Source organism: Streptomyces chartreusis NRRL 3882 (assembly GCF_900236475.1).
In the GTDB taxonomy this organism is placed as follows: Bacteria; Actinomycetota; Actinomycetes; order Streptomycetales; family Streptomycetaceae; genus Streptomyces; species Streptomyces chartreusis_D.
In genome coordinates this window covers 196,444-208,991 of record NZ_LT963352.1, presented here as the reverse complement: position 1 = coordinate 208,991, position 12,548 = coordinate 196,444, and the positions used below count along the sequence as shown (strand labels likewise).

At 69.2% G+C, this 12,548-nt stretch carries 8 protein-coding genes; 2 read left to right on the top strand and 6 right to left on the bottom strand.

Going from position 1 to position 12,548, the window contains the following annotated elements; translation table 11 throughout:
• Nucleotides 1-70: 70 nt before the first annotated feature.
• Entirely contained in the window at nt 71-463 is a 393-nt protein-coding gene (locus SCNRRL3882_RS00890) for a winged helix-turn-helix transcriptional regulator (RefSeq protein WP_010047173.1), read from the bottom strand.
• Between the two features lie 147 nt (nt 464-610).
• On the opposite strand from SCNRRL3882_RS00890, the gene SCNRRL3882_RS00885 reads away from it, so the two are divergent.
• The gene (locus SCNRRL3882_RS00885) at nt 611-1,456 is read left to right on the top strand and encodes an NAD(P)H-binding protein (protein WP_010047171.1); all 846 of its coding nucleotides are present in this window, start codon (nt 611-613) and stop codon (nt 1,454-1,456) included.
• An 899-nt stretch (nt 1,457-2,355) separates the two neighbouring features.
• Here SCNRRL3882_RS00885 and SCNRRL3882_RS41515 read toward each other — a convergent pair.
• Both SCNRRL3882_RS41515 and SCNRRL3882_RS00870 read right to left on the bottom strand, forming a co-directional pair.
• The gene (locus SCNRRL3882_RS41515; RefSeq protein WP_010047163.1) at nt 2,356-2,958 is read right to left on the bottom strand and encodes a thermonuclease family protein; all 603 of its coding nucleotides are present in this window, start codon (nt 2,956-2,958) and stop codon (nt 2,356-2,358) included.
• Between the two features lie 914 nt (nt 2,959-3,872).
• A complete protein-coding gene (locus tag SCNRRL3882_RS00870; RefSeq protein ID WP_010047161.1) occupies nt 3,873-5,177 on the bottom strand; it encodes a PHB depolymerase family esterase in 1,305 nt (434 codons plus the stop codon).
• Nucleotides 5,178-5,877: 700 nt separating this feature from the next.
• Between SCNRRL3882_RS00870 and SCNRRL3882_RS00865 the strand changes: the two genes are divergently transcribed.
• Nucleotides 5,878-6,483, top strand: coding sequence for a dihydrofolate reductase family protein (locus SCNRRL3882_RS00865; protein ID WP_010047159.1), 606 nt, complete (start codon nt 5,878-5,880; stop codon nt 6,481-6,483).
• A gap of 65 nt (nt 6,484-6,548) precedes the next feature.
• Here the strand turns inward: SCNRRL3882_RS00865 and SCNRRL3882_RS00860 are convergent, their stop codons facing one another.
• The 3 genes from SCNRRL3882_RS00860 to SCNRRL3882_RS00850 form a co-directional block, all read right to left on the bottom strand.
• Entirely contained in the window at nt 6,549-6,824 is a 276-nt protein-coding gene (locus tag SCNRRL3882_RS00860) for a hypothetical protein (RefSeq protein WP_158688459.1), read from the bottom strand.
• Nucleotides 6,821-7,717, bottom strand: coding sequence for an aminoglycoside phosphotransferase family protein (locus SCNRRL3882_RS00855; RefSeq protein ID WP_010047155.1), 897 nt, complete (start codon nt 7,715-7,717; stop codon nt 6,821-6,823). Before SCNRRL3882_RS00855 ends, SCNRRL3882_RS00860 begins: the two co-directional genes overlap by 4 nt.
• Before the next feature lie 719 nt (nt 7,718-8,436).
• A complete protein-coding gene (locus SCNRRL3882_RS00850; protein ID WP_158688458.1) occupies nt 8,437-12,225 on the bottom strand; it encodes a tetratricopeptide repeat protein in 3,789 nt (1,262 codons plus the stop codon).
• Nucleotides 12,226-12,548: the final 323 nt, after the last annotated feature.

Genomic DNA, 12,548 nt, shown 5'->3' with positions numbered 1-12,548 from the left:
AGGCGGGTCAGGCGCTGTCGCAGCCAGGCAGCCGGAGGTCGGGCAAGGATCCAGCCCTCTCACTGACGCGCTACCGGGGTGGAGCGGTGTCGTAGTCGTGCCGGGCCTGCTCGACCTTGTCCAGGTTGCCGGCAGCCCATTCGGCGAGGTGCGCGAAGAGCGGGGCCAGGCTGCGGCCCAGCTCGCTGATCTCGTACTCGACCCGAGGAGGGACCTCCGGGTGGTACGTACGCACGACCATGCCGTCGCGTTCCAGTTGCCGCAGCCGTTGGGTCAGTACCTTCGGTGTGATCGTGCCGATCCGTCGCTCCAGCTCCACGAACCGTTGCCGACCATGCATGTTGAGGGTCCACAGGATCGGCGTGGTCCACCGGCTGAACACGATGTCCACGACCGCACTGGTCGGACAGGCGAGTTCCGGCTCGGTCGTGGCGGCTGACACCCAGTCGGCATCGTTGGCCATGCACACCCCTCAGGATAGTCACTTTCCTATAGGTACCTACTATATCGGCGGTGTTAGCGTCCCCGTGTCGCCCGGAGAGCAGCTCTCCGCGGCGGTCCCGCCCGCTCGGGCGGCGACAACCATGCTGAATTGACACGGGAGTTGTTCATGTTCGTAGTGACGGGTGCGACCGGTAACGTCGGCCGATCGCTCGTGCAGGCCCTCGCGATTGCCGGTGCGCAGGTCACCGCGACGTCCCGGAGGATCTCGGATGCGCACGTGCCGGAGAGCATCCAGTACACGCAGGCGGACCTGGTCGATCCTGAGAGCCTTCGGCCCGTTTTCGCTGGAGCCGACGCGCTGTTCCTGCAAAGCGGTGGCGCCAGTGCGCACCTGCTGAGTCCACAGCACATCCTCGAGGTCGCCAAGGCCGGCGGCGTCGGGCGGGTGGTCCTGCTGTCCTCCCAAGGAGTCGCGACCCGACCGCAATCGGCCTCTCACGGGGACCTGGGACGGTCCATCGAGGACGCCGTCAAGCAGTCAGGCATGGACTGGACGATCCTGCGACCCGCAGGCTTCAACTCGAACGCGTACGCCTGGGCCGAGACGGTCCGCGCCCGAAGGACCGCCGCCGCGCCGTTCGCCGACATCGGCCTGCCGACCATCGACCCGGACGACATCGCCGAGGTCGCCGCCGCAGCCCTGCGGGAGGACGGCCACGCCGGACAGACATACGAGCTGACCGGGCCCGCCCTCAGTACGCCCCGCCAGCGGGCCGCGGCGATTGCCAACGCACTCGGCGAACCGGTCCGGTTCATCGAGCAGACCCGTGAGGAGGCCCACGCGCAGATGCTGCGGTTTATGCCCGAGCCCGTGGTCGAGACCACACTGTCCATCCTCGGTGAGCCCACCCCCGCCGAGCAGCGCATCAGCCCCGATGTCGAGCGGCTCCTCGGCCGCGCGCCCCGCACCTTCGCCGACTGGGCCCTACGCCACATCGCCGCCTTCCGATAGACCCTGCGTCTCCGGCCAAGGCATCCCTGAACGATCAATCACGCCGCACCGCCGACCGCACCCACACCGTTCGCTCACCTCAGAGCCGGTCGAAGATGCCGAGCGCGGTATCTGGTCGGCAGCGAATGCACGCCGGTACCTGCTGGCGCAGCGCCTCGAATCCGCGATCCGAGCTCACATCCCGTTGCGGCCGCTGCGCCCGTCCGTGCTGGCAGTTGAGGGGCGATGGGCGGCGCAGGCGCGGCCCGGGGATCGGGGCGCCGCCCCGCCGGGGTTGCGCGCCGGCGGGGCCGCCGCGCTGCGTCGCCATCACGGTGACGGCGGTGTCAGGAGGGGCACCTCCGTGGGGGAGAGGTCGGTGCTGGAGCGGTGCAGGGTGCGCCGCGTGGCGCCACCGGCCGGCGGCGCCACGGTCGACGTCGACGCCGACCTCCACCACGAACTCGGGACGCCGGAGCGTGACGTCCAGCGTCTCCCTGGTGCCCCATCCGGCGGAGAACGACCAGCCCGTCCAGGGGTGTCAGGGCCCGGCCGGGGCGAGGGGGCCGGCGACCGTGCGGCCGGCCTTCTGGGTGAGGGTGGTGGTGCGGTCGGTGTACTGCAGTCGCCCACCGTCGTCGTACCTGCTGAGCAGCAGACTCCGGGGAGAAGCCAGAGCGCCGGTGACCGCGCCGACGATCGCCCTCGGTCGTTTCCCGCGCCATGTGCATTTCCGCCAACCCCTCGCCGCCGGTTGGTAGGTGCCGTCCAGCCGCAACTGGTGTGCTGTTGCGGTTTGAGTGAAGCGGAGACCCTGGCCCGCACCCACGCCCCGTACTCTGCCGCCTTCACACCCCGTCCAACCGGTGCATGGGCGGTATTCGCAGCGTGCGCTATTCCTACCGTGGTCTGTCAGCGGGTCAGTTGGCGTCACAGCCGATGCCGTCACCGTCCCGGTCAAGGCGGTGAGGGTCGTCGGGGCCGACCCAGACAGGGCCTGACAGGTCCGAGCAGTCCACATCGGGGACACCAGCGGGAGGTCCGTCGGGGAGATCTGGGTGTGTCGGGGTGTCCGGGGCAGGCGGGTCAGGCGAGCCCGGGGGAGCGATGGGGGTCTCCGGCTGCTCGGGGCATGCGGTCCACAGGCCGGCTCCGGCCTGCTGGGCGGCGTCCTCGGCGTCAGAGATCTTGGTCCAGTACTTGTCGTTGGGCGGGTAGAGGACAGCCTCCGCGTGACCGCTGCGGACGAGGGACTCGTTCACGAAGGTGCCCTGCTCGTTCCATACGTACAGCAGGTACCGGTCATAGCGGTCGGTGAGTTCGACGTCGCGTTCGGCGCGGATACGGCTGCCCGGCGGCAGGAGCGTGGTCGTGCGAGCGGTGGCGTCGTCGGCGAAACAGGCACCGCGCTCCGGGGTGTCGATCTCCAGAAGCCGCACCCGGGCCACGGCGTCCTTCGGCAGGATCCGGCCGTCGCCGCGCACCTCGAGGGTGTCACCGTCGATGATGCGGAGCACCACCACGCCCGGCGGAGCTGTCGAGGGCGGGTTCGGCTCCGTGGTGGGGGTGTCCGCGAGGCCGTCGGAGGGCTCGGCAGGCGGCTTCGTCGTACCCGCTGGCGAGTCGTGTCGGGGGTTGTCGGACGGCTGAGTCGTGGAGGTCTGTGCCGGCGCAGTCGTGCCAGAGGTGCGCTCCTGGCCCTCATCAAGCAGTGCGCCGACGCCGCCTAGGCCCAAGAGGAGACCGAAGATCACCAGGATTGCGGTGATCCAGGGATGCTTGAGGTGCTGGGGCCCTCTGGGACGACGCGGCCCGCCCGGGCGGGATCGCCGGGGTTGGTCACGCCAGGAGTTCGGGTCCGGCGGCGGAGAAGGGCACATGGCGCCCTCCAAGGGAGGAAATTGTGCCCTACCAGTACAGCACTGGCCTTGCCCAGCCGCCCTCCGATGGCCCATGGGGTGCCTGCCCGATGACGGAGCCGTACCAGGGACCAGGCACAGAATTTCGAGCACACTCGGAGTTGGCCTGAGGTTGTGGCACGGATGAGCGGCGCCGACACCCCGGTCGGGAGGACGAGTCCGTGGGAAGTGTCGTGTGGGCGCTGATCCCTTTGCTCACGCTCGGGACCCTGCGTGGCCGTCCACCGCCCGGGCAGTGCCCACGCCCGAGCGGTGTGGACCCAGCGATCGGTGAAGCCCTCGAACGTCGGCAGCGACGGGCCCGAAGAACGACGGATCCTGGGACGCGATCCCGTTCTTGCACGGGAACTGCGAATCGGTCGACCGGATCTCCCACGGAAGTTCGACGACGGAGGCGATCAAGCGCCGGAGGTGCGACTCCAGCGAGGTGAGGACCAGGTCCGCGTCCGCGCGAGCGGAAGGGGCTTCTCGAAACCGAGTGTGGTTTCGAGAAGCCCTCTCCGTCCTGGCCGGTGGTGTCAGCCGAGGCCCCACTGCTGGTTGCTGCCGCCGTTGCAGTCCCACAGTCCGACGGTAGCGCCGCTGGCGGTGGAGGCACCGGTCACATCCAGGCACAGGCCCGACTGCACACCGGTGATGGTGCCGTTGGAATTGAGGTTCCATTGCTGGTTGGTGCCGCCGTTACAGTCCCACAGCACGACTTTGGCGCCGGCCGCGGTGCCGGCCGCGTCGAGGCACTTCGCACCGCCGTAGACAGTGAGCTGTTTGGCCGACGTTCTGGTCCAGGTCTGGTTCGCGCCGCTGTTGCAGTCCCAGATCTGCGTCTGGGTGCCGTTGGTCTGCGAAGAGCCGGGCACGTCCAGGCACTTGCCCGAACCGGCGGCGCGGATCGGACCTGTGGTGGTCCCGCCGGAGCCGTCGAGTCCGAAGAAGGCGATGGCCCGGGCCGCCATACCGCTGGCGGGCAGGCTGTGCCCGACACCCTGGAAGCTGTTCGCCTCGACCGGTGCCTGGGTGCCGGCGGAGCCGTAGCGGGTGCGGGTCCAGCCCGACTGCGGGGAGTCGGTGAAGACCGGGGTCTGGCTCACCCCGAGCACATTGGTCCACTGCTTGATCTCTTCACCGAAGTTCGCGTAGTACAGCGCCTCGTCCTCGGTACCGTGCCACAGCTGCATCCGCGGCCGGGGGCCGGTGTACCCCGGGTAGGCGCCCCGGACGAGGTCGCCCCACTCCTGCGGGGTCTTGGTGATCTTGCCGGTGGCGCAGTCGGTGTTCCAGCCGGAGCCGTCGCTGGTGGCGAAGCAGCCGAACGGCACGCCCATGAACGCCGCACCGGCCTTGAACAGGTCGGGGTAGTCGCCGAGCAGGACATTGGTCGTCATCGCGCCGGACGAGGCGCCGGTGACGTAGACCCGGTTGGCGTCGGCGTTCATGTTCTGCAGGGTGTACCGGACCATCTGGGCGATGCTCGTGGGATCGCTGCCCCCGTCATGCTTGAGCGCCTGGGGCGAGGAGACGTCGAAGCACTGCCCGCTGACGTTCGCGTCCGGGTAGACGACGACGAACCCGTACTGGTCGGCCAGGCGGGCGAACTCCGTGTTGGAGTAGAAGGTGGGCCCTGTGCCGGTGCAGTAGTGCACTGCCACCAGCACCGCCGGGCGTGCCGGAGCGCTGTCGGGCTTGTAGACGTACATCCGCAGGTTTCCGGGGTTGCTGCCGAAGTTGGTCACCTCGGTCAGCGACGCGGCCGACGCGGTGGTGGCCGAGGCGCCGGTCAGGCCGAACGCCGCGATCAGCGGCGAGATCGCCATCAGCAGGGCCACGAGGAAATCTCTGACGCTTCTCTTCCTGGGCTTCCGGGACACGACGCTGTCCTTTCTGGAATCCGGCGCGGCGGGGGCGATGCTCGCGGTCGGCCTGGCGAACCGGAGTGGCAGGCACGGTGGTTGCTGTGGTCAACGGCGTACGAAAATCCTCAAGAGGAGGAAGCGACACCAGATGGTGAAGCGCTTCGACGCTCCCATCGCCCTAGATGTGGTGTCAATGCCTGCGGGAAGCAAGGCTGCCTTGCCTTCATTCCTCTTGATTAGCCAGAGGATCCTCACTAACTTGAGTTGTGAGGTGAAGCGCTTCGACACTTCGGCCAGGGGCTACCAGCCATGTGACGACGTACGCCACCCCGCAACCGCCCGCCAGGGGCGCCGGCGGGCGGGACCCACCTCTCCTCCAGGGCGAGCGGCTCCCGCGTCGACGAGTCGTTCTGGGCTACCTGGGAACCGTAAAACGGTCGCCTCGAGCTCGACGTCACCCACGAGCGCGGCATCTCCGTCGTCCTCGGCACCTCCACCTACGCGGTGCCCCCGTGGATACCCACGCCCCAGACCTCCCGCGGATCGGCCCAGAGGTACCGCACCTCACAGCTGGGTTGATCCAGACGACACCCCCTGGTGCTGCAGACGCGGAAGCGCCGCCGATGAGTTTCCGGCGGTCGCGCGGTCTATTCGTCGACGAAGGGAGCGCACCATGCGCAAGATCATCGTTTGCACGTTCCTCACGCTGGACGGCGTCATGCAGGCGCCGGGCGGTCCGGACGAGGACGCTGAGAGCGGCTTCGAGTACGGCGGCTGGCAGAAACCGGTGGCCGACGAGGAGGTCGGCACGGCCATCGCCGGCTGGTACGAGCACTCCGACGCGATGCTGCTCGGCCGCAAGACGTACGAGATCTTCGCGTCGTACTGGCCGACCGCCGATCCCGACAACCCGTTCACCGATCGGATGAACAGCATGCACAAGTACGTGGCGTCTCGGACGCTGACGTCCGTCGAGTGGCGGAACTCCACGCTGCTGGAGGGCGACATCGTCGATGCCGTACGCGAGCTGAAGGCGTCCGACGGCGGCAACATCAACGTCGTCGGCAGCGGCGACCTCGCCCAGACCCTCATGCAGCACGGCCTCGTCGACGAGTACCGGCTGACCATCCATCCGGTGATCATCGGCACCGGCAAGCGGCTGTTCGCCGACGGAGCGATCCCCACTGCGCTGGAGCCGGTCAGCGTCTCGACGACGAAGGGCGGCACCATCGTCGGCGTCTACCGGCCGAACGGTAAGCCCAGCTACGACAGCTACTAGCGCGCACCGGGCGAAGGCCGCCCAGGCGTCCGGGCTCGGCCCGGGCATCCGCACTGCCGGCCGTTTCATCGAGCAGTTCCGCTCGGGCCGAGGACGCTCCTGCACTTCGACCTCGCCGAGCACCGCGCCTCCTGGGCCTGGACAACGGTGGAGTTCCTGCGCCACACCGGCGCCCGCATCGAGCGCTCGTCAGCCCCGAGCTCGCTGGCCTCCTGGCCCAGCATCGTCCGCCGGGTCCGCGACCGCGTACCGGCGCCATCGGCGCCGAGGAGAAGCACCGCCAGCACGATCAGGGCCACGGGCAGCACACGGCCGATGACCTTGGAAGAAGCGCGCGTCAAACGCCCCTCAGAACACGATCAAGTGCCGCCCGGCCTACAGGGCCCCAGTTCGGCTTGCCGCCGGGAAGACCCCGATCTCCGTTCTGCCCCATGAGCATCAGGAAGAGGCTCTTCATCGCGGCCAGCCCGCGGGCGCGCCGGATCGTCGCCTCGTCTGCCTGCGCGTAGGTGTCGAAGAATCGTGCGGCCGAGCCCGCGGGTAGCAGTACCCATGCGGCGGCGAGGTCCCAGGCCGGGTCGCCGGCGCACATGGCACCGAAGTCGACGATGCCCGAGAGCGTTCCGTCCGAGACGACGACGTTCGCGGGATGGAGGTCGCCATGCACCCATACCGGCGGACCATCCCACTCGGGGGCCGCGACGGCATCGTCCCACACGGCCCGGGTGTCGGCAGCGAGGTCGTCGGGGGCAACTGCCTGGAAGAAGTTCTCGAAGCCGTCGGTGCACTTCTTGGGATGAGCGCCGAAGTCCGAGCCGGTCGGTGCCTCGGCGGGCGCCTCCACGTGGAGCGCCCGGAGGAAGCCCGCCAGCGTGTCGGCCGCGTGGTCGCCGCGGCTGATCGAGCCGTGGTCCAGCGGCTCGCCGGGAACCCACGTCATCACGGTCCAGTGCTTGGGGAAGCGCTCGGACGGTTCGCCGAACCGCACCGGGGTCGGCACCGGGAGCGGAAGGCACGGGGCCAGCACGGGCAGCCACCGCCGCTCCTTGAGCTGGAGCTCCGGTGTGGGATCCATGCGCTGCATGCGCACCGCCAACTCCTCCCCGAGGCGCCACATTTGGTTGCCCCAGCCGCCTGCAACCTCGCGGATGGCCAGCCCCGCAAGGTCCGGATGTTGCTCCTGCAGCAGGTCGCGAACCAGGTCTGCGGTGATCTCGATCTCGGTGTCGGTCATGCGAAGTCACAGTACTGACGCGGCAAGCGGAGCGGCTGAGCATCGCGCTGTGATTTCTCCTGCATCACCAATTCGGTTTGAGAGAGCTGCAGCTCAGAGGCTTTTGTGACGGAACGGCTCCAAAGTTCGGAGAGGTGACCAGCTCGAACGACACGAGACCGGTCCAGATCGCGAGTGCCATGACCGCCACTCCCACCCCTGCCAGCGCACCAAGGGGGTCTGAGGGATTGCCGCGTGCCGGCCTCACGGCCGATGCCCTACCGCTGTCCCTTCATCAGACACCGCAGGTCAAGGCCCCGCACCTCGTACACCAACAGGCGGAGGGATCGTCGAGTCGCCATGGAGTTGTCGGCGCAGACCGCGCCCGGAGGGGAGGAGGCAGCCGAGCAGACGGTCCAGAGCACGTGCCGCCTCCCAGACCTCACGGGCCCGAAAGGCTGGAGTACGGCACTGCGTGATCGTGCCCGTGCGCGGACCTCTACGACCACGTCGGCGCCCCGACCGTCGGTGAGCTTGCGCTCCTCGGTGCCCCGCCCGGCGTGTCGACGTAGCCGATCACGTCGCTCGCGCCGGGTTCGTGCAGTGGTGCTGCGTTCTCAGCGAGACACCGCCTCCTCAGCGAGACGCAGCCCGAACCCTGGAACAGCACCGTGTCCCCCGGGGGCTGGTCTCCGTGAAGTCCAAGTGCTCGGGCCTTGGCACCGCGCGGTGTGCGAGTGTCAGGGCGTCACACGCAGGAACCGCACCGTTTCATCCAACGCTTCCGGCGCTACCGCTGGGAATGTGGGCACAAGCTCGACGACATCACCGTCTCCGAGCGCTTCGGCAAGCAGTGACCGGCCCTCTGCCGTGCTTCCCTTTGCCTCCGCGACCGCGCCCAGTGCGGACGCTCGCAAGGCAGGGTCGGTGATCGAGCGGGCCACCCGCAGGGCATCCTCGGCCTCCCCGGCACGGGCCAGCGCCTTCGCGGCCGTAGCCTCGAGCGACGCTCGTGTGGCTGGGTCGGGGATGGTGCGGCCCACCCGCAGGGCGTCCTCGGGGCGCCCGGCTTGGGCAAACGACTCGGCCACCGCACCCAACGCGGTCGGCTGCAGGGAAGGGTCGGAGACGGAGCGGGCCGCTCGCACGGCCTCTTCCCCCTTGATGGGCGCCAAGTACATGGCCACCAGGGCTATCTGATAGGCGCGAAGCCCGGGGTCGGTGATGGACGTCGCCAGCGCAAGGGCCTCTTCAGCCCGGCCGGCGAGGGCCATCGCTTCAGCGAGCGCGCCCACCATGGTGTGCCGTTCGACGGAGTCGGTGGCGTAGACCACCTGCTCGGCCCGGTGCAGGACACTCGCGGCCCGCTCGGCCTGCCCGGCATGGGCCAGTTCTTCCGCTACTTCACTGAGTGCCAAAACTCGCCGGGTGGAGTTGGTGATGGAGCGGGTCTCCTCCTCCGCCTCGTGAAAAACAGCCAGTGCTTGGTCCGCCCGGCCCGAGTGGGCCATCACTCCTGCGATCGCGGACAGCACGCGCACGCGTGTTTCGGGGGAGGTGATGGCTCTGGCCACCTCCATGCCTTCTTCGGCTCGGCCGGCGCGGGCCATGGCCCGCGCGACCTCACCCAGCGCGGTCGGCAGGATGGATGGATCGGTGATGGAGCGAGCCAGGTTCAGGGCCTCTTCCAGTTGCCCGGTTCTTGCGATCTCGTTCGTGATCACGGCCAGTGCGGACGCTTTCGAGACCCGATCCGTCACGGATTGAGCCACCGCGAGGGCTTCTTCGACCCGGTCGGCGCGGGCGATCGCTCCGGCGATGTTCGTCAGTGCGGACCCCTGTGAGGGCGGGTAGGTGATCGAGCGGGCTGTCTCCACTGCTTCACGAAGGACATCGACGGCATCCTCGGCTCGGTCGGCGTCCGTCAGCACACGGGCGACGGCAACGACCTGGGAGACTCGCCTTTCCGGCTGGGTGATGGTGCGGACCGTCTCCTCGGCCTGGTGAAGAGCGCTCCTGGCTTGGTCGGGCTGTCCGGTGCGGGCGAGCGCGGCTGCGACCGTCGCCAGTGCCGATGCTCGTGGGCCGGGATCGGGGACGGAGTGGGCCACCCTGAGGGCCTCTTCGGTCCGGCCGGCAGCCGTCATCGCCGGGGCGATTGAACCGAGCGCGACGGCTTGGGCACCGGGGGAGGTGATGGTGCGGACCGTCTCCTCGGCCTGGTGAAGAGCGCTCCTGGCTTGCTCGGGCTGTCCCCTGCGGGCGAGCGCGGCTGCCACCGTAGCCAGTGCCGACGCTCGTGGGCCGGGATCGGTGATGTAGTGGGCCACCCGGAGGGCCTCGGTTCCCCGGCCGGCGCCGGCCAGTACTTCGGCAACCGCCGGCGGCGCAGTCTGCTCCCAGGCGAAAGTGCCGGTCCCCGGGGCCACGCCCCTCGCCCGCTCAAGCGCGATCAGCGCCTGCTCGGCACGGCCGGCACGAGCCAGCGCCTCCGCGATGGAGGCCAGCGCACACGCTTGGAAGGCGGCGGCGTGGGACCGCGCCACCGCGAAGGCTTCCTCGAGCCTGCCTGCGCTCGCCAGCGCCCCTGCTACCGCACCCAGCATGGACGCATGCGAGGTGGCGATGTCGGAGCGGGCCACCTCGAGGAGCTCTGGAATACGACCTGCTCGGGCCAACGCCCGTGCGAACGCGCTCAGGGCGGACACCTGCGGACCGTCGGCTGTGATGGGACCGGCCACCTCCAGGGCCTCACGACAGATGACGACGGCTTCTTCGCCCCGTCCCGCATCCGTCAGTTCGCCGGCGATGCTGACGAGCGCCGACACTTGCGTGACGAGGTCGGTGAGGGAGTGAGCAACGTCCAGGGCCTCCTCGAGCCGGCCCACCCGCGTAAGGGCTCCGACGCAGGCTGCTCGTGCTCTTGCCTGGAGTTCCGCACCCGGCAGTTCGCCGGCGGCTGCCAGGATCAAGTCGATGTGCCGTACACCGTGTTCTGAACGCAGAATGCCTTCGAACACCTCGCCGACGCGCCACTGATCTCCACACAAGCCGGCCAGCGCTACGGCTTTGGAGACGAATCCGAGAGCAGCCCACGCGAGGACGACCTCCTGGGAGGTCGCGGCCGCCTTCTCCTGCAGGCGCTTCTTGTGCCATGCGAGGCGCACGCAAGCGCGGAGATCCGGCTCAGGCTCAGCACGGTGCAGGCTCAGGGCGTCCCTGATCTCAGTGAGCGCCTCGGTGTCCGTACCGGTGGTCTTCCAGAGCCGTTCCTGGCGGTCCGAGTCGGTACCCAGCTCGCTCAAGCGGACGGTGTCACGCTGTTCGAGGAGCATGCGCGGATAGGAGATCAGAGAGAACTCCGCGGTCGTGGGCGGCCACTTCTGCCGTCGCGCTTCATCGACATAGGCGTGGATGCGATCAAGACAACGGTTCAGATCGGCGCGGTCCAGAAGGTTCCTCGCGCCGGTGAGCAGTTCCTGATGGGCGAAGGAGTACAGCCGGACCGGTCGGCCGTCAGGGGCCACGGCCCACTGAGCGGGACGATCCTGGAAGACCCTGCCCACGGCACCGCCCAGCTGTAGTTCGATGCGGCGGGTGGTCTGGCCGGTCAGTCGCGCAAGGTCTACGGCGCTCAGGCCGCCGCCACTGGCGGCGATCATGCCGACGAGGTCCTGCGGCAAGCCGCCGCCGGTGATGAGGGCGTCGAGGTTGCGTTCGGCGTCTCGCCGGACTGCGCGGGCAGCCGGCGAGGCGGCCAGGGCGTGATCGATTGACGTTGCCCGCAACGGGTGTCCGTCGGGCACGTCTCCGGGTACGGGTGGACTCGGCCGGCCCGCGACGATGATGCGCAGTCCGGGTGGCGGGGTGCGTGGCAGCAGCGCCGCGATGCTGTAGCCGGAGCTGCCCGAGGTGACACCGGTGTCCTCGTCCAATCCGTCAACCAGCAGGACGAGGTGGCGCTTGGCGGCTCGGGCCTGGGCAGCGGCCAGTTGGAGAGCGTCCTGAAACCCGTCGTAGCCGCCACAGTCCAAGTCGGCGTCCTGAAGATAGGCCTGCAACTGACGCTGTAGTGCCGCCAGGAAGGCCGTACGGTCGGCACGTCCGGCCATACGGGAGGTGATGAAGAAGCCCAGCACATCGACCCCAGCCGGTGGGTGAAGGTAGAACCTGGCCATGAGCACGGTCTTTCCGGCCCAGGCCGGGGCCAGCCATCGCCAATACCCCATGGCGGACGGGGTCCCGCCGGTGGCGAATCGTGCCATCGCCTCCAGTTCCGCCTCGCGTCCCTCGAACCCGGCAGCCTCCAGGGCCCGGACCTCCAACTCGTACGTGGACCGGGGTACCCGCGGTCGATACGAGCGTGGCACCGCCCCGTTGATGGTGATCCGGTTCCGGTCACCGGTCACGACCAGGTGCTGATCCCCGCCGGCATAGGCTGCCCGTGGCCCCAACTGAACAGCAGTGGCTGTGCCGTTGCCCGGGGCGGCAGGCTCACCTTCGGCTCCGGTCTCCGCCGTGTCGTTCACCGCATCCCCGTCTGGAAGGCCGTGAGGGCCGGTGCGGGGATCCCGTCGCCTCCACCACCTCATGACTGCGTGTTGTCGTCGCCGGTGACCGCCTCACCGATCGATCCGGCAGCCGACACGCCTCGCTCACCCGGTGGCCCCGACGTACTCGACGCGGCCGCAGTGCCGGAGCCGGGCGGGGACGGAGCGTTGCCGGACAGCCGGTTACGGTCGCCGGTGACCGCCCGACCGATGCTGCCGCCCGCCTGAACCGACCGCGCGCCTGCCGCCGCAGTGGCCCCAGGGCCGCCTGCCCGGAAGAGCTGAACGAGGGATACCGCCAG